The organism is Candidatus Pelagibacter sp. uisw_098 (assembly GCF_059512505.1).
Genome location: NZ_CM183454.1, coordinates 114,195 through 135,718, shown reverse-complemented (window position 1 = coordinate 135,718; position 21,524 = coordinate 114,195). Strand labels below are relative to the sequence as shown.

22 protein-coding genes, 3 tRNA genes and 3 rRNA genes are annotated in these 21,524 nt (G+C 33.2%); 10 read left to right on the top strand and 18 right to left on the bottom strand.

Features of this window, described 5'->3' with window-relative positions; all coding sequences use genetic code 11:
• Position 1: 1 nt before the first annotated feature.
• The 8 genes from AC5YF9_RS00725 (at position 2) to AC5YF9_RS00690 (ending at position 4,111) form a co-directional block, all read left to right on the top strand.
• Positions 2 to 1,012: a class I fructose-bisphosphate aldolase gene (locus tag AC5YF9_RS00725; RefSeq protein WP_415304159.1), complete on the top strand. Its 1,011-nt coding sequence runs from the start codon at positions 2 to 4 to the stop codon at positions 1,010 to 1,012.
• Positions 999 to 1,622: a thiamine phosphate synthase gene (gene thiE, locus AC5YF9_RS00720; RefSeq protein ID WP_415304158.1), complete on the top strand. Its 624-nt coding sequence runs from the start codon at positions 999 to 1,001 to the stop codon at positions 1,620 to 1,622. Before AC5YF9_RS00725 ends, thiE begins: the two co-directional genes overlap by 14 nt.
• Positions 1,619 to 2,179 (top strand): elongation factor P, encoded by a 561-nt coding sequence (gene efp / locus AC5YF9_RS00715; RefSeq protein ID WP_415304157.1) that lies wholly within the window; start codon positions 1,619 to 1,621, stop codon positions 2,177 to 2,179. The genes thiE and efp overlap by 4 nt, the downstream gene beginning before the upstream one ends.
• Before the next feature lie 5 nt (positions 2,180 to 2,184).
• Positions 2,185 to 2,925, top strand: a complete 741-nt coding sequence (locus AC5YF9_RS00710; protein ID WP_415304156.1) for an inositol monophosphatase family protein — start codon at positions 2,185 to 2,187, stop codon at positions 2,923 to 2,925.
• Positions 2,926 to 2,960: 35 nt separating this feature from the next.
• Positions 2,961 to 3,191 carry a 50S ribosomal protein L31 gene (gene rpmE / locus AC5YF9_RS00705; protein WP_271512504.1) on the top strand — a complete coding sequence of 77 codons (231 nt, stop codon included), beginning with the start codon at positions 2,961 to 2,963 and terminating at the stop codon, positions 3,189 to 3,191.
• On the top strand, positions 3,192 to 3,779 hold the full coding sequence (locus AC5YF9_RS00700; RefSeq protein WP_415304155.1) for a cell cycle transcriptional regulator TrcR: 588 nt from the start codon (positions 3,192 to 3,194) through the stop codon (positions 3,777 to 3,779). It abuts the gene before it with no gap.
• A 54-nt stretch (positions 3,780 to 3,833) separates the two neighbouring features.
• Positions 3,834 to 4,028, top strand: coding sequence for a 30S ribosomal protein S21 (gene rpsU, locus AC5YF9_RS00695; RefSeq protein WP_006997326.1), 195 nt, complete (start codon positions 3,834 to 3,836; stop codon positions 4,026 to 4,028).
• A gap of 6 nt (positions 4,029 to 4,034) precedes the next feature.
• Positions 4,035 to 4,111 (top strand) — tRNA-Met (locus AC5YF9_RS00690).
• 7 nt (positions 4,112 to 4,118) lie between these two features.
• Here the strand turns inward: AC5YF9_RS00690 and AC5YF9_RS00685 are convergent.
• The 12 genes from AC5YF9_RS00685 to AC5YF9_RS00630 all read right to left on the bottom strand — a co-directional run bounded on the left by AC5YF9_RS00685 (position 4,119) and on the right by AC5YF9_RS00630 (position 13,929).
• Complete coding sequence (locus tag AC5YF9_RS00685; protein ID WP_415304154.1) at positions 4,119 to 4,817, bottom strand: transaldolase family protein; 699 nt, start codon at positions 4,815 to 4,817, stop codon at positions 4,119 to 4,121.
• Between the two features lie 4 nt (positions 4,818 to 4,821).
• Positions 4,822 to 6,216 (bottom strand): NAD(P)(+) transhydrogenase (Re/Si-specific) subunit beta, encoded by a 1,395-nt coding sequence (locus tag AC5YF9_RS00680; protein ID WP_415304153.1) that lies wholly within the window; start codon positions 6,214 to 6,216, stop codon positions 4,822 to 4,824.
• The gene (locus tag AC5YF9_RS00675; RefSeq protein WP_415304152.1) at positions 6,216 to 6,527 is read right to left on the bottom strand and encodes a proton-translocating transhydrogenase family protein; all 312 of its coding nucleotides are present in this window, start codon (positions 6,525 to 6,527) and stop codon (positions 6,216 to 6,218) included. The genes AC5YF9_RS00680 and AC5YF9_RS00675 overlap by 1 nt, the downstream gene beginning before the upstream one ends.
• A gap of 4 nt (positions 6,528 to 6,531) precedes the next feature.
• Complete coding sequence (locus tag AC5YF9_RS00670; protein WP_415304151.1) at positions 6,532 to 7,617, bottom strand: Re/Si-specific NAD(P)(+) transhydrogenase subunit alpha; 1,086 nt, start codon at positions 7,615 to 7,617, stop codon at positions 6,532 to 6,534.
• Positions 7,618 to 7,627: 10 nt separating this feature from the next.
• Entirely contained in the window at positions 7,628 to 7,738 is a 111-nt protein-coding gene (locus AC5YF9_RS00665; RefSeq protein WP_415304150.1) for an aa3-type cytochrome c oxidase subunit IV, read from the bottom strand.
• 5 nt (positions 7,739 to 7,743) lie between these two features.
• A complete protein-coding gene (gene ykgO, locus AC5YF9_RS00660; RefSeq protein ID WP_006997331.1) occupies positions 7,744 to 7,869 on the bottom strand; it encodes a type B 50S ribosomal protein L36 in 126 nt (41 codons plus the stop codon).
• A gap of 11 nt (positions 7,870 to 7,880) precedes the next feature.
• A 5S ribosomal RNA gene (rrf, locus tag AC5YF9_RS00655) occupies positions 7,881 to 7,995 on the bottom strand.
• Positions 7,996 to 8,202: 207 nt separating this feature from the next.
• Positions 8,203 to 9,090 carry an NAD-dependent epimerase/dehydratase family protein gene (locus AC5YF9_RS00650; RefSeq protein ID WP_415304149.1) on the bottom strand — a complete coding sequence of 296 codons (888 nt, stop codon included), beginning with the start codon at positions 9,088 to 9,090 and terminating at the stop codon, positions 8,203 to 8,205.
• 199 nt (positions 9,091 to 9,289) lie between these two features.
• Positions 9,290 to 12,043 (bottom strand): 23S ribosomal RNA (locus AC5YF9_RS00645).
• Positions 12,044 to 12,192: 149 nt separating this feature from the next.
• A tRNA-Ala gene (locus AC5YF9_RS00640) sits at positions 12,193 to 12,268 on the bottom strand.
• 11 nt (positions 12,269 to 12,279) lie between these two features.
• Positions 12,280 to 12,356: transfer RNA gene (locus tag AC5YF9_RS00635), tRNA-Ile, on the bottom strand.
• Positions 12,357 to 12,454: 98 nt separating this feature from the next.
• Positions 12,455 to 13,929: ribosomal RNA gene (locus AC5YF9_RS00630) — 16S ribosomal RNA — on the bottom strand.
• The 16S, 23S and 5S rRNA genes sit together here with 2 tRNA genes alongside, the layout of an rRNA operon.
• A gap of 330 nt (positions 13,930 to 14,259) precedes the next feature.
• Between AC5YF9_RS00630 and AC5YF9_RS00625 the strand changes: the two genes are divergently transcribed.
• Positions 14,260 to 15,564 carry a M23 family metallopeptidase gene (locus tag AC5YF9_RS00625; RefSeq protein ID WP_415304148.1) on the top strand — a complete coding sequence of 435 codons (1,305 nt, stop codon included), beginning with the start codon at positions 14,260 to 14,262 and terminating at the stop codon, positions 15,562 to 15,564.
• Here the strand turns inward: AC5YF9_RS00625 and AC5YF9_RS00620 are convergent.
• The 5 genes from AC5YF9_RS00620 to AC5YF9_RS00600 are packed head-to-tail and all read right to left on the bottom strand — an operon-like array spanning position 15,561 to position 20,277.
• Positions 15,561 to 16,028: a DUF4167 domain-containing protein gene (locus AC5YF9_RS00620; RefSeq protein WP_415304147.1), complete on the bottom strand. Its 468-nt coding sequence runs from the start codon at positions 16,026 to 16,028 to the stop codon at positions 15,561 to 15,563. The two genes, AC5YF9_RS00625 and AC5YF9_RS00620, sit on opposite strands and share 4 nt — an antisense overlap.
• A gap of 16 nt (positions 16,029 to 16,044) precedes the next feature.
• Positions 16,045 to 16,887, bottom strand: a complete 843-nt coding sequence (gene prmC / locus AC5YF9_RS00615; RefSeq protein ID WP_415304146.1) for a peptide chain release factor N(5)-glutamine methyltransferase — start codon at positions 16,885 to 16,887, stop codon at positions 16,045 to 16,047.
• 1 nt (position 16,888) lies between these two features.
• Positions 16,889 to 17,962, bottom strand: a complete 1,074-nt coding sequence (gene prfA, locus AC5YF9_RS00610) for a peptide chain release factor 1 (RefSeq protein ID WP_415304145.1) — start codon at positions 17,960 to 17,962, stop codon at positions 16,889 to 16,891.
• Positions 17,962 to 19,062, bottom strand: coding sequence for a flavodoxin-dependent (E)-4-hydroxy-3-methylbut-2-enyl-diphosphate synthase (ispG, locus tag AC5YF9_RS00605; RefSeq protein ID WP_415304144.1), 1,101 nt, complete (start codon positions 19,060 to 19,062; stop codon positions 17,962 to 17,964). The genes prfA and ispG overlap by 1 nt, the downstream gene beginning before the upstream one ends.
• A 3-nt stretch (positions 19,063 to 19,065) precedes the next feature.
• On the bottom strand, positions 19,066 to 20,277 hold the full coding sequence (locus AC5YF9_RS00600; protein ID WP_496169904.1) for an aspartate kinase: 1,212 nt from the start codon (positions 20,275 to 20,277) through the stop codon (positions 19,066 to 19,068).
• 66 nt (positions 20,278 to 20,343) lie between these two features.
• Here AC5YF9_RS00600 and ubiG point away from each other — a divergent pair, with 66 nt between their 5' ends.
• Entirely contained in the window at positions 20,344 to 21,066 is a 723-nt protein-coding gene (ubiG, locus tag AC5YF9_RS00595; protein ID WP_415304142.1) for a bifunctional 2-polyprenyl-6-hydroxyphenol methylase/3-demethylubiquinol 3-O-methyltransferase UbiG, read from the top strand.
• Here ubiG and AC5YF9_RS00590 read toward each other — a convergent pair.
• A complete protein-coding gene (locus tag AC5YF9_RS00590; protein WP_415304141.1) occupies positions 21,063 to 21,491 on the bottom strand; it encodes a DUF1178 family protein in 429 nt (142 codons plus the stop codon). The two genes, ubiG and AC5YF9_RS00590, sit on opposite strands and share 4 nt — an antisense overlap.
• Positions 21,492 to 21,524 lie beyond the last annotated feature (33 nt).

Genomic DNA, 21,524 nt, shown 5'->3' with positions numbered 1-21,524 from the left:
TATGTCTGAATTAAATAAAATTGCTTTAAAAGTTTTGTCAAATGGTAAGGGTATACTTGCGGCTGATGAAAGTACTGGAACCATGACTAAGAGACTTGAAGCTATAAATGTTCCATCGTCTTCTAAAAATAGACTTTTATTTAGAGAAACCCTTTTCTCTTCTGAGGGAATGAAAAATTATATTGGTGGGGTAATTTTGTATGATGAAACAATTAAACAAACTTCAAATTCAAATAAAACTATACCCGATCTAATCTCTTCTTCCGGTGCTGTTCCTGGAATAAAAGTAGATACTGGTGCAAAAGTTTTAGCAGGCTCACCTGAAGAAAAAATTACAGAAGGCCTAGATGGCTTAAGAGAAAGACTAAAAGAATACTACAAGCTTGGAGCTAGATTTACGAAGTGGAGAGGAGTTTATAATATTTCAAATAAGTACCCAAGTAAATTGTCAATTCACTCAAATGCTCATGCTCTTGCAAGATACTCTGCACTCGTTCAAGAGTGTGGAATGGTTCCAATAGTAGAACCAGAAGTTTTGATGGATGGAAACCATTCAGCAGAAGATTGTTTTAACAAAACTTCAGAAGTTATTAAAAAATGTTTTGAGGAATTAATACTTAATAAAATCGATTTAACTGGAATAATATTAAAACCAAATATGATTCTACCAGGAAATAAATCTGGTGAAGAATTATCAAGTGAAGAAGTTGCCAAACTCACTTTAAAATGTCTTAAAGAAAATGTACCAACAAGTGTACCAGGAATTGCTTTTTTATCAGGAGGTCAAACAGAAATACAGGCAACTGAAAATTTAAACTTGATCAATAAAAACAACGATACGAATTTTATTATGACCTATTCATATGGAAGAGCTTTGCAACAAAGCGCACTTAAATTTTGGTCAAAAGATATTAAAAATATCAATGGTACTCAAAGAATCTTCAACCACAGGGCTAATATGTGCACACTTGCGGCTCAAGGCAAATGGTCAGCAGAACTTGAAGCAAAATAAAATAGACAAGAAATTTGTTTATTTAATTTCCCCAAACAAAATAAAGGATGAAAATTTTTATATTAATTTAGCTCTTATATTAAGCTCAGGAAAGGTAAGTTTCTTTCAGTTAAGACTTAAAAAAGAAACAAATCTAAATAAACTGATTATTGGTAAAAAAATTAGGAAAATTTGCAAGAAATATAAAGTTAAATTCTTAATTAACGATGATCCTCTACTTGCTAAAAAACTTAATGCAGACGGTTGTCATTTAGGTCAAAAAGATATGGATCTGATAAAAGCCAGAAAAATATTAAAGAATAAAATTATTGGTATCACTTGTCATAATTCTATTAATTTAGCAAAGAGAGCTATTGAGGCTGGTGCTGATTATTTAGCTTTTGGAGCGTTTTATGCGTCTAAAACTAAAATAGTTAAATATAGAGCTAGTTTAACAATATTAAAATCTGTTAAAAAAATAACATCTCTGCCAATAGTGGTCATTGGTGGCATAAAGCTTAATAATTATAGAAAACTTTTATTGAATAAAGCTAACTTTTTAGCTATTTCAGGCTACATTTGGAATAATAAAAAATACAAACCATTAGAAGCTATTAAAAAATTAAAATGAAATTATACGCAAGTGAAATTAGAGTTGGCATGTTAATTGAATACAAAAATGATCTTTGGCAAGTTCTAAAAACACAACACGTTAAGCCTGGTAAAGGTGGTGCATTTGCACAAGTTGAAATGAAAAGTGTAAATAAAAATACAAAATTAAATGAAAGATTTAGATCAAGTGAATCTGTGGAAAAAGCATCACTAGATGAAACAAAATTTAATTATCTTTATGATGATGAGACAGATTATCATTTTATGAACCCCAAGTCATATGAACAAATTAATATTAAGAAAGAGGTTGTTGGTGACAAGGGTAAAATGCTGACAGAAAACTTAGAGGTAAGCATAAGCTTTTACAACGAAGAGCCGCTAATGGTAGGGTTACCAAATCAAGTCACATGTACAATTGAAACAACCGATGTAGCACTTAAGGGTCAAACAGTTTCCTCTTCTTATAAGCCTGCAACTTTAGACAATGGAATAAATATTCAAGTACCTCCCTTTATTGATAGTGGTGATAAAGTCATAATTGATACAAGAACTATGGAATATATAAAAAAAATATAAATCTTATGCAATCAATATCAGCTAATCTAAATATTATGATAAAGGCTGCTGAAAAAGCTTCTAGAGCTTTAATTAGAGATTTTGGAGAAGTAGAAAAGTTACAAGTTTCAATCAAAGGTCCAACTGACTTTGTTTCAAATGCTGATTTAAAAGCAGAAAAAATAATTATTGAAGAATTAAAAAAAGCAAGACCTTACTATTCCATTATCAGTGAAGAAGATGGTTCTGAAGAAAATAAAGATAAAAATAATACTTGGATTATAGATCCTATAGATGGTACCACAAATTTTTTACATGGTGTTCCCCACTTTGCAATATCAATCGCACTAAAATCTGGAGATGAAATAGTTTCAGGATTAATTTATGATCCAATAAAAGATGAGATGTTCTATGCTGAAAAAGAAAATGGTGCTTTTTTTAATAACCAAAGGATTAGAGTTTCAAAAAAAAGGGATCTTAATAGCTGCTTATTTGCTACAGGGGGTTCATCCAAAAATGAAGTTGATTTACCTTTAAGAAAATCTGGAAGTGCAGCACTTGATATAGCCTACGTTGCAGCCGGAAGATATGATGGTTATTTTCAAAATGATCTTAATTTATGGGATATAGCAGCGGGTATAATAATTTTAAAAGAGGCCGGTGGGATGATTAATGAAATAAACCTATCTCAAAATCAAAACATCAAAATAAGAGCTTCTAGCATGGCAATTAATGACAAAATGCTTGAAAAATTAAAGAACTTTTAATTGTTTTATAAAATTCTTTTGCTATAAGTCACGATATGAAAAAAGACATACACCCAAACTACCATACCATAAAAGTAGAGATGACTGATGGAACTCAATTTGAAACAAGATCAACTTGGGGAAAAGAAGGAGAGGTCCTAAAATTAGAGATTGATCCAAAATCACACGCTGCTTGGACAGGTGGAAAGCAAAAATTAATGGATAAGGGTCGTGTTAGTAAATTCAATAAGAAATTCCAAAACTTCAGATCAGAAAAAAAGGATTAAATGTCAAACGTACCATTGATGCCAATGGCGACCGCTGTTTGGCTAGTAGAAAATACAACTCTTACATTCAAACAAATTTCAAAATTTTGTAATTTGCATGAAGTAGAGGTTCAAGGCATTGCAGATGGTGAAGTTGCAAAAGGGATAATGGCTTATAATCCAATTATATCTGGCCAACTCACTAGAGAAGAAATTGAACTAGCATCAAAAAATGAAAATAAAGACCTACAAATAAAAAATACTGATATTGAAATATCAACTGAAGATAAAAAAGTTAAAAAATATATTCCATTATCCAAAAGACAGGATAAACCAGATTCTGCTTTATGGTTAATTAGATACCATTCACTTTTAAAAGATTCTCAAATAGCAAAATTAGTTGGAGTGACTAAAAGTTCAGTAACCTCAATTAAAAATAAAAGTTACTGGAACTATAATAATTTAAACCCTAAAGATCCTGTTGCATTGGGTCTTTTTTCTCAAAAAGACTTAATTGAAGCTATTGAAAAAGCTGAAAGAAGAATAAAAAGAGAAAAAAAAGAAAAAGAAAAAGCAAGACAATCAAGAGAAGTTTCAAACAATGAATAAATTTAATAGACATCAAAATTTTATAATGATAATCACTCACCTTTAGAAATATTTATGAAAATAGAAGTTAAAGATAACAATATTGAACAAGCGCTAAGAGTTCTAAAAAGAAAACTACAACGTGATGGATTCTTTAAGGTTGTAAAACTAAAGAGTGTTTATGAAAAACCCTCTGAAAAGAAAAAAAGAATTTTACAAGAAAATATTAAAAGAGTTAAAAAGCTTAATAAACTTAAAAATAGAATTTAAATATACCGCGGGGTGGAGCAGTCTGGTAGCTCGTCAGGCTCATAACCTGAAGGTCGGCGGTTCAAATCCGTCCCCCGCAACCAAAATCAGCTAAATTTTAAACCTTGATTTTTTACTATCAACTAAAAAAGCTTTAATTGTTTCTTTAGTTAGTTGATCAAAAGTTTTTCCAAAGTTTTCTATTTTTTCAATAGTTGTTGGTGGGATAGTAATAATATGACAGCCTAATTGCTTTGCTTGTAAATAATTATAAGGCTCTCTAACACTCGCCCAGAGTATCTCAACATTTTTAAATTTTTTTGCCATTTTTATGCTTCTTTTAAATTCTGGAACTGGGTCCTTACCAGCATCAGCTGCTCTACCTGCAAATATTGAAATTATAACTTTAGTTTTCTTGTTGATTAATTTAAGAATTTTTTCTGTCTGTTTAGCGCTATATATTGCAGTAATATTAAGTTTAATATCTAAATTATTAAGCTCTTTAATAATTTTACCCATAAAAATACCCTTGGAATTGACAACTGGTATTTTTACATAAACATTCTTTCCCCAGGTATTAATCTGAAGGGCTTGCTTTTTCATCTCTTTATATTCGTCAGCAAACACCTCTAATGAAACAGGTTTATTATTACAAATTTTTAATATTTTTTCTGAATAAGATTTATAATCTTTTGCCCCTGCTTTTCTCATTAAACTTGGGTTAGTTGTAAAGCCTTTAACAATCTTTTTTTTATTAAATTTTTTAATTAAGTCTAGTTCTGCAATATCGCAAAATATTTTAGTTTTCATTAATTTAAAGATTTTTAGTTATATCTTCAGTCATTTTTTTAGCATCTGCAAATAACATTAAAGTATTTTCTTTGTAAAATAAATCATTATCAATGCCAGCATATCCGGGGGATAAGCTTCTTTTTACAAATAGTACGGATTTGCATTTTTCAACATCCAAAACTGGCATTCCATAGATTGGACTTTGTGGGTCATTTTTTGCAGCAGGATTAGTTACATCGTTTGCACCTATCACAAACGCTACATCTGCATTAGCAAAATCATTATTTATCTCTTCTAATTCAAAAACTTCATCATAGGGCACATTGGCTTCAGCTAATAATACATTCATGTGTCCTGGCATTCTTCCTGCCACTGGGTGAATAGCATAAGAAACTTTAATATCATTTTTCTTAAGTGTATCTACCATCTCTCTTAATGCATGCTGTGCTTGAGCCACCGCCATTCCATAGCCTGGAACAATTATAACTGATGATGCATTTTTCATTAAAAAAGCTGCGTCTTCTGCATTTCCACTTTTAACGGGTCTATGTTCCTTACTTTCAGAAGATGCGGATTGTTCTGTTGCACCAAACCCACCCAATATAACATTAAAGAAAGAACGGTTCATACCTTTACACATTATATAGGATAAGATTGCACCTGAAGAGCCTACAAGGGCACCTGTTATAATCAATGCACTATTTTCTAAGGTAAACCCTATTCCCGCTGCAGCCCAACCCGAGTAAGAATTTAACATGGAAATTACTACTGGCATATCTGCTCCACCAATTGGGATAATTAATAAAAACCCTATCAAAAATGAAACTGCTAATAATATCCAAAAAAAATTAGGAGACTGCGTTGAACACAATAAGTAGGTTAAAATTATAATTGAAATCAATAATAAGGCATTAAACAAATGCTGCCCTTTAAAAGTTATTGGCGAACCAGACATTATTCCTTGAAGTTTTAAAAAAGCAATTATTGAACCTGAAAATGTTATAGCTCCAACAGCAGCTCCTATTGACATCTCAATTAAGCTTGCAAGTTTTATGCTTCCTGGAGACCCGAGATTAAAAGCTTCTGGGTTTAAAAAAGCTGATATTGCAACAAATACAGCTGATAATCCTACCAGACTATGAAACCCTGCTACTAATTCTGGCATAGCAGTCATTGGTATTTTATAAGCTATGAATGCTCCAATCAATCCACCTATTAATAAAAAGATTAGCACATAGATCAATCCGCTAGAAAAACTTCCCACAGATAAGAAAGTAACTGTAATGGCAATTGTCATCCCAAAAATTCCAAAAAAATTACCTTGCCTTGAAGTTTCAGGCGATGAAAGACCCCTTAATGCTAATATAAATAAAACACCTGATACTAAATAAAAAATTGCTGATAAATTCGCTGACATTATTGTTTATCTTTCTTCTTTTTTTTATACATTTGAAGCATTCTTTGGGTGACTAAAAATCCTCCAAATATATTAACTGCAGCAAGTGATATCGCTAAAAAACCCAGAACATTAGAGGTTGTTAAAACATTATCTGAATTTCCAGCTAAGCCTGCAATTATAGCTCCTACAATGATTACTGAGGATATCGCATTAGTAACTGACATTAATGGTGTGTGCAAAGATGGTGTTACACTCCATACCACATAATATCCTATAAAAATTGACAGAATGAATATGCTTAATCTAAATATAAAAGGGTCTATTTCCATAACTTTATTTTATTAGTGTTTTTTCAATTATTTCGTCTTCTAAATTAATATTGATTTTTTTATTTTCTTTATCATATAAATTTGACACAAAATTAAATACATTTTTTGAGTATAAGTTTGAAGCTGAAACAGAGAGTTTATTAAGAATATTTTTTTCACCCATAATCTTTACACCATTTTTAATTATTATTTTATCAACTTCAGTGAACTCTGAGTTTCCTCCTTGAGCTGCAGCTAAATCATAAATAACAGAGCCTGATTGCATATTTTCAATCATTGGGCCTTTAATAATTAATGGAGCTTTTTTACCTGGAATTAAAGCGGTACATATCACAATATCAATTTTTTTTAAAGTTTCTGCCAACAGATCTTCTTGTTTTTTTTTAAACTCATCAGATGCTTCTTTTGCATACCCACTTTCTGTCTCAAGATTTTCAGATCCTTCAATAGATAAAAATTTTCCACCTAAACTTTCAACTTGTTCTTTCGAGGTAATTCTTACGTCTGTTGCAAACACAATCGCTCCCATTCTTTTTGCAGTTGCAATTGCTTGAAGGCCCGCAACACCCGCACCTACCACTAATACTTTTGCTGCTGGAATTGTGCCTGCGGCAGTCATCATCATTGGTATTGCTTTTTCAAAATTTGAGAATGACTCTATTACAGCTTTATAACCAGCAAGATTGGCTTGTGAAGAAAGGATGTCCATCGATTGTGCTCTAGTTATTCTAGGAAGCATTTCTAAAGAAAAAATATTAATATTTTTTTTAGATAAATTTTCTATTTTTTCTTTATTAGTGTAAGGATTAAATGCTCCAACTAGTGTTTGATTTTCTTTTAAATTTGAAAGATTTTCATCAGACAATAAACCCAGCTGCACAATGATATCGGCCGTGTTTAAAATTTCATTATTATTAGAAACTTCAACACCTAATTCTTTATAATCACTATCTTTAAATCCCAAGTGTTCACCATATTTTTCAGCTATGGTAATTTCAAGACCAAGTGCTTTATATTTTTTTGCAATCTCAGGGGTGATTGCAATTCTTTTTTCTATATTTTGATTTTCTAAAACTGAAGCGATTCTCATAGAGTTGACTCTATAGTAGGAATATGGCCATTAAAACTAAAACAGTTATTACAGCGACAGTTCCCCACAATACAAATTTTGTAAAATTGCTCCATGTATCCTTATGGTTTTGATTGTCCATAAAAATTACTTTTGTCTTGCTTTGAATTTTGGGTTTGTTTTATTGATTATGTAAACTCTACCTCTTCTTCTAACTAATTTAGAATTAAGGTCTCTTTTTTTAAGTGATTTTAATGAGCTTTTTATTTTCATAATTTTTTTTTAGCCGGCAATGTCCTACTCTTCCGTGTCTTAAGACAAAGTACCATTGGCGCTGAAGGGCTTGACTTCCGAGTTCGGAATGGGATCGGGTATAACTCCTTCGCAATAATCACCGGCAGAGGTCTTTTATCAAGATTTTGTTATTTGTAAACCTATTTAATTAGATATATTTAAGCTTAATAGCAATATATTTAAGCTTTTTTAAGCAGGCCAATGCATATGCATAAATAGAAAAAGTAATACTTGCTATCAAGACTGCAAATAAAATGTCAAATTATTCTATTTAGGATTAAAATTTAACTAGTAATAAAGTATTTTTTTGCACTAAGAAATATTTTTTAAAAAATTTGACACATAATCTTTTAAATCTATTTTACCAAAACGTTTATGAACTTTATTGGATAAATGTATACTTACCACAGAAGAAGAAAATCTTTCACCGTCTCTTTTGGATAAATATTTAATTGGTTGCTTAAACATTTTTGCTACATCTAAAATACTATAGGTTTTTTTATTAGATATAGAGTAATGAAGACATTTTTTAACACTCCATGCTTCCATGCAAACTTCTATTGTGTCATCTATATGGGTGAATTTTCTTGACTGAGTTCCTGGTTTAACAACTGTTATATTTTTATTATCTAGTTTGCTTTTTTCAAATATTCCAATTACTGTTGCCATATCTCCTTCACAAATTTGGTTTGGTCCATAAACATTATAAAAATAAATTACCTCATACTTAAAATTGAACCAGTTTTTTAAATTTTCTAATAATTCCAGATTTTTTGATTTAGTAAAAGAATATGGTGATAAATCTTTATCCTTCCCTTTGTTGCCTAAACTTGCGGAGGTGGCTGAGTAAATTAATTTAATCTTATTTTTAAGACAAAAAAGGAAAGTGGCCTCTGTACCTCTTACATTGGAGTCAAAGCATTGACTGTATTTTTTAAAGCTTTGGTAGATTCTTGAAAATTCTCCAAAGTGAAAAATTGTATGAATTTTTTTTTTATAGCTTTTGAGTAAATAATTAATGTTGATGGTGCTGCCATTAATATATTTAACCCTCTTATCTTTAATGTTATTTTTTTTTTCTCCACTTGAATAGTCGTCAATACTTAAAATTTTGAAATTTGTTTGAGTTAATAATTTTTTTATTAAGTTGGACCCTACAAACCCAGCTCCACCTGTCACTACTATCAAATCTTTTTTCATGAGCTCTTATTATAGTCGTATGTAAAATATCAAGTAAACTAAAAAATAAAATTTTGCTGAACCTTTTTAATTCAATCTTGAGATGAGTTTACTATTAAATGTGATTAATTTAAGTAAAAAAACCCCAACTGTTTAGGCTGGGGTTATAAAATAAAATATCAATTATCTTTAAAATTATTTAAAAATTTTTTTCAGTGCATAAATCAAGCCAATTGAGCTATTAGTACTGGTCAGCTACACGCATTACTGCGCTTCCACATCCAGCCTATCAACGTGGTGGTCTACCACGGCTCTATAGGAAGAACTAGTTTTGAGGTGAGTTTCCCGCTTAGATGCTTTCAGCAGTTATCTCTTCCATACTTAGCTACCCTGCACTGCGGCTGGCGCCACAACAGGTCCACCAGTGGTATGTTCAACCCGGTCCTCTCGTACTAGGGTCAACTCCTCTCAATTCTTCTACACGCATAGCAGATAGGGACCGAACTGTCTCACGACGTTCTGAACCCAGCTCACGTACCACTTTAATTGGCGAACAGCCAAACCCTTGGGACCTGCTCCAGCCCCAGGATGTGATGAGCCGACATCGAGGTGCCAAACACTGCCGTCGATATGAGCTCTTGGGCAGTATCAGCCTGTTATCCCCGGCGTACCTTTTATCCGTTGAGCGATGCCCCTTCCACTCAGAAGCACCGGATCACTATGACCGACTTTCGTCTCTGCTCGACTTGTCAGTCTCACAGTCAGGCAGGCTTATGCCATTGCACTCTACGAACGATTTCTGACCGTTCTGAGCCTACCTTCGCACGCCTCCGTTACTATTTGGGAGGCGACCGCCCCAGTCAAACTACCCACCATACAATGTCTCGCTGCCGGATGACGGCTAGCGGTTAGATGTCAAGAAAAACAAAAGAGGTATTTCACTGGTGACTCCACAAAAACTGACGTCTTTGCTTCAAAGTCTCCCTCCTATGCTAAATATGTTTTTCCTAACACCAATGTAAAGTTGCAGTAAAGGTGCACGGGGTCTTTCCGTCTAACTACGCGAACTCCGCATCTTCACGGAGAATTCAATTTCACTGAGTTGATGTTGGAGACAGCGGAGAAATCGTTACGCCATTCATGCAGGTCGGAACTTACCCGACAAGGAATTTCGCTACCTTAGGACCGTTATAGTTACGGCCGCCGTTTACTGGGGCTTCAGAAGTTAGCTTGCACCAACCGCATTAACCTTCCAGCACCGGGCAGGCGTCAGACCCTATACATCCACTTACGTGTTAGCAGAGCCCTGTGTTTTTGATAAACAGTCGCTTCTCCCTGGCTTGTGCCACCCTTCCATAGTTGCCTACAAAAGGGTCTTCCTTATCCCGAAGTTACGGAAGCATTTTGCCGAGTTCCTTCAACATCATTCTCTCAAGCGCCTAAATATACTCTATTAATCTACCTGTGTCGGTTTCGGGTACGGTCTTAATGATGGAGCTATTTCTTGGGACCCCTTCGCGGCAAGTTCAATCCATTAAGAACTCACAACTTACAGAATCCGTCACTACCATCAGGTCAAGGAATATTAACCTTGTTTCCATCGACTACGGCTTTCGCCCTCGCCTTAGGTGCCGACTAACTCTACGCGGATTAACCTTGCATAGAAACCCTTAGATTTTCGGCGACGAAGTTTTTCACTTCGTTTATCGTTACTTATGTCAGCATTCGCACTTCTGATACCTCCAGGATCCCTCACGGGTATCCCTTCGCAGGCTTACAGAACGTTCCGCTACCCCTTACAAAGTTCGAGAACTTTGTAAAGCCACAGATTCGGTACATGATTTTAGCCCCGTTACATCTTCGGCGCAGAAACTCTATTAGACCGGTGAGCTGTTACGCTATCTTTAAAGGATGGCTGCTTCTAAGCCAACCTCCCGGCTGTTATGGAATTTCCACATCCTTTCACACTTAATCATGATTTTGGGACCTTATCTGGTGGTCTGGGCTCTTTCCCTCTCGACCATGGACCTTAGCACCCACAGTCTGTCTGCCGAAGAACAATGTCTAGCATTCGGAGTTTTATTAGGTTTGGTAAGAATCTCTTCCCCCTAGCCCATTTAGTGCTCTACCTCTAAACATCTATTTATTCGACGCACTACCTAAATAGTTTTCGCGGAAAACCAGCTATCTACGAATTTGGTTGGCCTTTCACCCCTTACCACAAGTCATCCAAAGACTTTTCAACGTCAACTGGTTCGGTCCTCCGGTTGGTGTTACCCAACTTTCAACCTGCTCATGGTAAGCTCATTCGTTTTCGGGTCTAATTCATTAAACTAATCGCCCTATTAAGACTTGCTTTCGCTGCGCCTACACCTAGATGGCTTAAGCTTGCTTAATAAATTAAGTCACTGACCCATTATACAAAAGGTACGCCCTCACCCTAAAAAGGGCTCGGACTGATTGTAGGCATGCAGTTTCAGGTTCTATTTCACTCCCCTAATAGGGGTTCTTTTCACCTTTCCCTCACGGTACTAGTTCACTATCGGTCACTGAAGAGTATTTAGGCTTAGAGGGTGGTCCCCCTATATTCGAGCAAGATTTCTCGTGTCCCGCTTTACTCAAGAATTTTGTTAAACATTACTCATACGGGACTATCACCCTCTATGGTTAGCATTTCCAAACTATTCAAATTTTTTTAACAAAACTACTGGCCTACTCCGCGTTCGCTCGCCACTACTAACGGAATCTCAATTGATTTCTTTTCCTCTGGTTACTTAGATGTTTCAGTTCTCCAGGTTGTCTCTTTAAACCTATGTATTCAGTTTAAAGTACCACATAAAGTGGTGGGTTTCCCCATTCGGAAATTTTCGGATCAAAGCTTACATACAGCTCCCCGAAACTTATCGCAGTATATCACGTCCTTCATCGGCTTTCAGTGCCAAGGCATCCACTACACGCCCTTAAACGCTTGATTTATGCACAGAAAAAAATTCTTTTAAAAGAAAATTAATCCATGTTGTGATCAAATTTTTATTTTGAACATTAAATAATAACTTTTAATGTTCGGATATAGATATTGATATAAATTATTTTTATTTACTATTTTAATAACTAAATGTTTCCTGGTGGAGGATACAGGGATCGAACCTGCTACCTCCTGAATGCAAATCAGGCGCTCTCCCAGATGAGCTAATCCCCCATTTAGGTTTTTGGTGGGCCGAGAAAGACTCGAACTTTCGACCCCACCCTTATCAAGGGTGTGCTCTAACCAACTGAGCTACCGGCCCTACAAGAAGGAAACATTACTTTAAGAAGAGAAATGAGGACGGTCAACATTACCGATGTATATTATTTAGAGTGAAATTTTACTTTCACTCATCCTTAGAAAGGAGGTAATCCAGCCGCAGGTTCCCCTACGGCTACCTTGTTACGACTTCACCCCAGTCGCTGACTATACCGTGGTCAAGGGTTTAAAACCTTGCCTTAAGGTAGAACCAACTCCCATGGTGTGACGGGCGGTGTGTACAAGACCCGGGAACGCATTCACCGTGGCACGCTGATCCACGATTACTAGTAATTCCAGCTTCATGCACTCGAGTTGCAGAGTGCAATCCGAACTGAGGCATCTTTTCGGGATTTGCTTAACGTTGCCGTTTTGCTTCCTGTTGTAGATGCCATTGTAGCACGTGTGTAGCCCAACACGTAAGGGCCATGAGGACTTGACGTCATCCCCACCTTCCTCCAGCTTATCACTGGCAGTTCTTTCAGAGTGCCCAACTTAATGATGGCAACTAAAAGTGAGGGTTGCGCTCGTTGCGGGACTTAACCCAACATCTCACGACACGAGCTGACGACAGCCATGCAGCACCTGTGTTTCGTCCGGCCGAACCGAAAACTCTAATCTCTTAGAGTCGCGACGAACATGTCAAGTGTTGGTAAGGTTCTGCGCGTATCTTCGAATTAAACCACATGCTCCACTACTTGTGCGGGTCCCCGTCAATTCATTTGAGTTTTAACCTTGCGGTCGTACTCCCCAGGCGGTGTGTTTATCGGTTTCCCTGCGACACTGAAAATAAATTTCCAACGTCTAACACACATCGTTTACGGCATGGACTACGAGGGTATCTAATCCTCTTCGCTACCCATGCTTTCGTTCCTCAGTGTCAGTAATGATCCAGAAAGCTGCCTTCGCAATTGGTATTCTTTCTAATATCTACGAATTTCACCTCTACACTAGAAATTCTGCTTTCCTCTATCATACTCTAGCTGAAAAGTTTTGATGGCAGTTCCAGAGTTAAGCTCTGGGATTTCACCACCAACTTTTTCAACCACCTACGAACTCTTTAAGCCCAGTAATTCCGAACTACGCTAGGTCCCTTCGTATTACCGCGGCTGCTGGCACGAAGTTAGCCGGACCTTCTTATTCGGGTACAGTCATTTTCTTCCCCGACGAAAGAGCTTTACAACCCAAAGGCCTTCTTCACTCACGCGGCATCGCTGCATCAGAGTTTCCTCCATTGTGCAAGATTCCCCACTGCTGCCTCCCGTAGGAGTTTGGGCCGTGTCTCAGTCCCAATGTGGCTGATCATCCTCTCAAATCAGCTATTGATCATAGTCTTGGTAGGCCATTACCCTACCAACAAACTAATCAAGTGCGGGCTCATCCAATGGTGCATAAAGCTTTCTCCGTAAAGACTTATCCGGTATTAGCACAAGTTTCCTCGTGTTATTCCAGGCCAAAGGGTAGATACCCACATGTTACTCACCCGTCTGCCACTAAGTATTGCTACTTCGTTCGACTTGCATGTGTTAGGCGTGCCGCCAGCGTACGTTCTGAGCCATGATCAAACTCTCAAGTTAAAAAACGGCGCACACTAGCTTCATATATAAATTGTAAGAATACAATCCATACGATTTTGAAGTGTGTACGACAAATTTTGGTAACCTTAACCGTCCACACTTCTCTTCTTAAATTTTTACTTTTTAAATAGCTAATTGGGTTTAAAAACGCCCAATAATCCTCACTAATCTATTGTTTAAACAATAATTTTATTGAGAAAGTGTGGTGCTTATAAGCTAAAATAAAAGTAAATCAAGCATTTAGCATTTAAATAAATGAAAAAATACTTAGTAAATACAAGGTTTTTTTTGATTTTTGCTCATTACTAAATTAATAATTAAAAATTCCAGATGATATTTAGTTTAAATAATATAATAAAATTGGTTAAGAGAAATATTGAATTCCTCTTTCTTCTTCTATTGCTATTAATTACTATCGCTAGCACTACATTTTATAATAATAATAAAATATCAATTAATGAAGATTATAAAGAAGTAATAAATAATATCTACTTTCAAAAAAGTGTTAATCAAATTTTTGATAATTTAAAGCCACGATATAAAAATATAGATCATAAAATTTCGAGCGGTGAAACATTTGATAAAATACTAAATAACTACTCTATTTCAGCTGAAGAAATTATAGAAATTAAAAAAAATTTAAATTCAGATTATAATTTAAATAACCTTAAAACTAATCTTGATATAAAATTTACAATTGATCAGTCAAACAATAAAAAAATTACCTCTTTTTTGTTTCCAATATCGAGAACTGAAAAGATTAAATTAACTAAAAATTTAGATACAGGTTTATTTGAAAAAAAAATAATCATTACAAATTTAAATAAAAAGATTATTTTTAAAGAAGGAAAAATTACACAGAGCTTATATAGAACTGCAGTTGATTTGAATGTTCAGCCTAATATAATTATTGAGTTTGCAAGGATTTATGGTTTCCAAGTTGATTTTCAAAGAGATATTAGAAAAAATGATAATTTTCAGATTATGTATGAAGTATTTGAGGATGATAATGGCAAAGTATTTGAAACGGGAAATGTTATTTTTGCAGATCTTAAATTAAGTGGAACAAATAATTCTTTATATTATTTTGATAAAAAAGGAAGTGAAGGACACTATGATAAAAATGGAAAGAGTGTTGAGAAGGCATTAATGAAAACACCTATTAATGGTGCAAGACTTTCTTCTTCATTCGGAATGAGAAAACATCCCATTGATGGCTATAATAAAATGCATAGAGGAACTGATTTTGCAGCACCAATGGGCACACCTATAATGGCATCTGGTAGTGGTGTTATTACTAGAGCTAGATGGTGTGGTGGTGGTGGCAATTGTGTGAAGATAAAACATAACTCAACATATGAAACTATCTACGCTCATATGAAAAATTTTGCACGCGGAATAAAAGAAGGCTTGAGAGTTAAACAAGGTCAAATAATTGGATATGTTGGATCAACTGGAAAATCGACAGGACCACATTTACATTATGAAGTGATTAAAAACGGAAAAAAAATTAACTCCCAAAAATTAAAGTTACCTTCTGGAAAAACTCTAAAAAGTAAAGAGAGAAAAATATTTGAAGTTACAAAAATTAAGTTAGATGTTTTAAAATCAGAATTAATTATTGGATTAAATTAAATTGCAGCAGGTTTTTTTTCTGCAGTCTTTTTTTCAGTAGTCTTTACAACCCTTTTAACTTCAGGCTTTAGAACTGTTTTGTTAACAGTTTCTAATTCTGTTTTAAATGGTTTTTCAACTTTAACTTCAGGCTCAATCGGCTTAACCACCTCTACTGGAGAAGAATTAACTCTTGCCATTCTAAGACTTTCTTGCTCATTTTGAACTCTCGTAAAATGATCTGCATGTTGAAAGTAATTTTCAGATAAAACTCTATCTTCATTAGTAAGAGCTTCTCTAGCCATATCATTATATTTTTCAATCAGTTTTGAGGCATTGTGATTATTTCTACCTGGGACTTTCCTTTGAAAATTATCATTGTTAGAAAATTTTGACCCTTCGTTATTGCTTCTAAAAGGAGGTCTTCTATTATTATTGCTTCTAAAGGGAGGTCTTCTATTATTATTACTTCTAAATGTTACCATATTTTTATTTTTTAATTTAAATTTTAGTGCTGATTATACAGCGATCATTATTTCCATAATCTCTTATGGCCTTGTTTACGTAGAACCCTTCTTCTCTTAGTATTTTTTTAACTTTATTTTTTTGATTAAATCCAATCTCTAAAATAAATTTTCCATTTTTCTTAATCAGAGTTTTTGCTTTATTAATAACTTTTCTGATTTTTGAAAACCCATCAAACCCACCACTTAAAGCTAACTTTGGTTCAAAGTTAATAACATCTTTTTCCAAATATTTTAAATTAAATAATTCAATATAAGGAGGGTTTGAAACAATAAGATCATATTTCCCTAATTTAAAATTGTCAACACTAGAATGAAAAAACTTTACTCTAGTTGTTAAGTTCAGTTGTTTTGCGTTGAGTTTACTTACATTTATACTTTTTTTAGAGATGTCTATTCCAGTTCCATAAAAATTAGGCCTCTCTTTTAGTATGGATAAAAGAATACATCCAGAGCCAGTTCCAATATCTAAAACCTGCAATTGTGAATCTTTTGAATAAATTTTTATAACTTGTTCTATTATTAACTCAGTATCAGGTCTTGGAATTAATACATTTTTATTAACAAAAAAATTATCCTTCCAAAACTCTTTTTTGTTTATCAGGTATGCAATGGGTTCCCCTTTTTTTCTTCTTTCAATTAAATTTTTAAATATCTTCGCCTGTTCTGAGTTTAAAAACTCTTTAGGGTTTAAAATGATATGTTTCTTATCTCTCTTAATGGAATTAGATAATAATATCTCACTATCAAGCTGAGGATTAGGAATTCTACTTTGTTTTAGGATACGTATTCCCTCATTTAGAGTATTTTCTATATTCATTTTAATTAAGATTACTCAATTTCTCTTCTTGCGCTTGTAGTGTTAGGCTTTCTACCATTTCATCAAAGGCCTCACCTTCTAAAAAAGCTTCAAGCTTGTGTAACGTTAGATTAATACGATGATCTGTTACCCTTCCTTGTGGAAAATTATATGTTCTAATTCTTTCAGAACGATCTCCAGTTCCTATTTTACTCTTCCTATCTTGTGATCTTTCACCTTCTATTCTTGATCTTTCAAGCTCATACAATCTTGATCTCAAAATTAACATTCCTTTTGCTTTATTTTTGTGTTGTGATTTTTGATCTTGTTGAGACACAGATAATCCAGTTGGAATATGAGTGATTCTGACAGCACTATCAGTTGTATTTACAGATTGTCCTCCTGGGCCACCAGCTCTAAAAACATCAATCCTTAGGTCTGAGTCATTTATCTTTATATCAACCTCTTCTGCTTCTGGTAAAACAGCTACTGTTGCAGCAGATGTATGAATTCTTCCTTGAGTTTCTGTATCTGGAACCCTCTGAACACGATGAACTCCACTTTCATACTTCAGTGTTGAATAAATATTTTTCCCCCTAATTGATGCAATGACTTCTTTAAGTCCACCTGCCTCACTCTGGGACATGCTTATTAATTCTAATTCCCATTTTTTTTGATGGCTAACCTTTTCATACATTTTAAAAAGGTCTGAAGCAAACAAACTTGCTTCTAAACCGCCCGTGCCAGCTCTAATCTCTATAATTGCGTTTTTTTTATCTGCCTCATCTTTAGGTAATAAGAATAACTTTAATTTCTTTTCTATTATTTCATTTTCTGACTTGAGGTCTTTTAATTCAGTTTCAGCCATTAGTTTAAACTCAGCATCACTATCAGTATCACCTAAAATTTTTTCTAAATCTATTTTGTCTTCTTCATATGAAAAATATTTTTTAGCATCATCTATTACATCATTTAAATCTGAATATTCTTTTGATTTTTCAGCAAAAAGTTTTTTATCTACGTCACCTGTTGATAACTCTTTCTCCAATAAAGAGTGCTTAGATATTAAATCTTCAATAGTTTTTAGAGGTATCATTATAATTTTTTATCAAGTTCAGCGGCTTTTTTTTCTACTTCGCTTACAACTTTTGATATTATGTCTTCTGATAAAACTTTTTCACTTTGAATACCAGATAAATAAAGCATATTATTCCCTTTTCCACCTCCTGTTATGCCTATGTCGGTCATTGCCGCTTCTCCCGGTCCATTAACTACACAGCCAATAATTGATAGAGTTAAAGAAGTTTTAATATGAGAAAGTTTTTCTTCTAGTGTTTTGACAGTATCAATTACTTGAAAAGCTTGTCTTGCACAAGATGGGCAGGATATAATTCGCACACCTCTATTTCTTAAATTAAGTGACTTTAATATTTCATTACCTATTTTAATTTCTTTAACTGGATCATCAGATAATGAAATTCTTATTGTATCGCCTATCCCATCCATCAAAAGTGATCCTAAACCTATTGAAGATTTAATACTCCCCGAAATAAAACTACCTGCTTCTGTAATTCCTAGGTGCAAAGGATAATCTGTAACTTTTGAAAGTTGACGATATGCAGCTATAGATAAAAAAACATCTGAAGATTTAACACTAATTTTAAAATTAAAAAAATCTTGGTCTTCTAGAATTTTGATATTTCTTTGTGCGCTCTCAACTAAGGCTTCAGGACATGGCTCTTTATATTTTTCTAAAATATCTTTTTCAAGCGAGCCCGCATTTACGCCTATTCTTATCGAGCAGTCATTATTTTTGGCTGCACTTAATACATCATGTATTTTTGATTTATCACCTATGTTACCTGGATTAATTCTTAAACATTTTGCACCATTTTCTGCAGCTTCAATGGCTCTTTTGTAATGAAAATGAATATCAGCAATTATTGGTACAGAAACATTCTTAGTAATTTCCTTAAGCGCCAAAGAAGATTCTTCATCTGGACAAGAAACTCTGACAAGGTCAGCACCCTCTTCGTGAATATCATTAATTTGTTTAATGGTTGCTTGAATGTCTGTGGTTAATGTATTTGTCATTGATTGAACAGAAATAGGATTATCTCCACCTATTTTTACATCACCAACATTTATAACCTTTGTTTTCTTTCTATGAATATCTCTAAATGGTCTTAAGCTCATTATTTAATCTAATTTAAATTCTTTATGAAGGGCAGCTATAGCTTTTTTTACATACTTGTTAGATATCAAAACTGAAATTTTTATTTCAGAAGTTGAAATAACCATAATATTAATTTTTTTTGATGCTAGCGCTTGAAACATTCTATAGGTAATTCCAGGCGTTGTAATCATGCCAACCCCTATAATTGATACTTTAGAAACATTACTATCTTGTGTGAATTTTCTAAAAGAGATTTTTTTATTTTGTTTTATAATTTTTTCGGTTTTTTTTAAATCTTCAGATTTAATAGTGAAAGTTAAGTCTGTTTCTTTGCTATTTAATGAAATATTTTGAACAACCATGTCTACATTTATTTGGTTAAGTGACAATGGTTTAAAAATAGAAGCTGCAACACCGGGCTTATCCTTAACACCAATCATTGTAACCTTGGCATCATTTTTTGTGGATGTAATTCCTGTTATAATTTGATCGCTAAAAGATTTTTTATTATTTGTTATTAAAGTTCCTTTCTTTTTTACAAATGAAGATTTAACTGAAAAGCTTATATTATTTAATTTAGCATCCTGTACAGATGTTGGCTGCATAACTTTTGCTCCTAGAGATGCCATTTCAAGCATTTCATCATAAGAAATTTTATCAATTTTTTTTGCTTTTAAATGACTTCTTGGATCTGTTGTGTATACACCATCTACGTCTGTATAGATATCACAAGCATCAGCATTAAAAAATTTTGCTAACATTATTGCTGAAGCGTCAGTTCCTCCTCTGCCTAATGTGGTAACTCTATCATCTGAATTGATTCCTTGAAAACCGGTAATAATTGGTATTCCACCTGATTTCATATAACTGAATATTTTATTTTTATTAATCGTGTTAATTCTTGATGAACTATATGGACCCTCAGTAATAATTGGCACCTGCCAAGACATCCAAGATCTAGCCCTAAACCCAAGATGCTTTAATCTGCCAGCAATTAATGCACATGCTGCTTGTTCGCCTGTAGATAGCAAAACATCATATTCGGCTGCATCAAAATTTTTACTCAATTCTTTTGTTTGTTTAATCAATTGATTGGTTGTCCCACTCATTGCAGAAGAGACCACAATTACTCCTAATTTTTTCTTTTTATAAGTGGCTATAATTTTAGCTACATTCTTAATTCTGCTTATATTTCCTACAGAAGTTCCACCAAATTTTAATACAACAGTTTTCATTGATAATTTTGTTTAATTAATATTGATAAAATACATCTTAATTGTTATGTCCACAAGTCATCTATTATGAATTCAATAAATAAAAAAGAAATAGAAAAATTTTCTAAAATTGCTGAAGAATGGTGGAATCCTAACGGAAAATTTAAACCTCTACATAATTTTAATCCTATAAGAATTAAATATATAAAAGAAAATATAATTCAAGATTTCAAAATTAAACCTTCAGAACAGCCATTAAAAAAAATTAACTTGCTGGATATTGGTTGTGGTGGTGGATTATTATCTGAGCCAATGTGTAGATTGGGGGCTAATGTACTTGGAATAGATGCTTCAACAAAGAATATTGAAGTTGCAAAATTTCATGCAAAAAAAAACAAGCTTAAAATAAACTATAAAGTTACATCACCAGAAAAATTAAAAACTAATATAAAATTTGATGTAATTTTAAATATGGAAATAGTTGAGCATGTTGAGAATATAGATTTTTTTATTAATGAGAGCGCAAAACTGTTAAAAAAAAATGGTATAATGTTTGTAGCAACTTTAAATAAAACTTTAAAGTCGTATGCATTCGCAATTATAGGAGCTGAATATATTTTAAAATGGCTACCTATAGGAACTCATGATTGGGAAAAATTTGTCAAACCTAATGATTTAATAAAAATTTCAGAAAAAAATAGTTTATCTCTAAAAAAATTAGATGGTATGAAATTTAATTTATTAGATAATAGCTGGAAAATAAGTAAGGACACATCTGTTAATTATATTGTTAAATTAAAAAAAAATTAATTTATATTATTTTTTATCCATGGTATTATTTCTGCTTGTATACCTTCCTCTTTTAATTCTTTAAGATCCTGTTTTGTTGTAGTGCCATAAATCCCTTTTGAAGCTTTTTTATTTTTATAATGAAGAGACCTTGCTTCATAAGCAAAATTTTCACCAACATAATCAAAATTTTTTTTAATAAATTCTTGATATTTTAAAATTGCTTTCTTTGTTTTTTTATATTTTTGAGTTTTATTATCGGCCTTAGAATTATTCTTTGGGATAAATACACTAGGTGACATTAAAGTTTTTTCTATACTTAATGAATTACAAGTATGACAGTTAATAAAATTTTTTTTTTTTAATCTCTCATATTCTTTAGAAGAAGAAAACCAGCTATCAAAAATAGTTTCACAATCTTTACAAATAAGTCTGTATTTGATCATGTAGTATAGTTAATGGTTAATATACTTAATTCA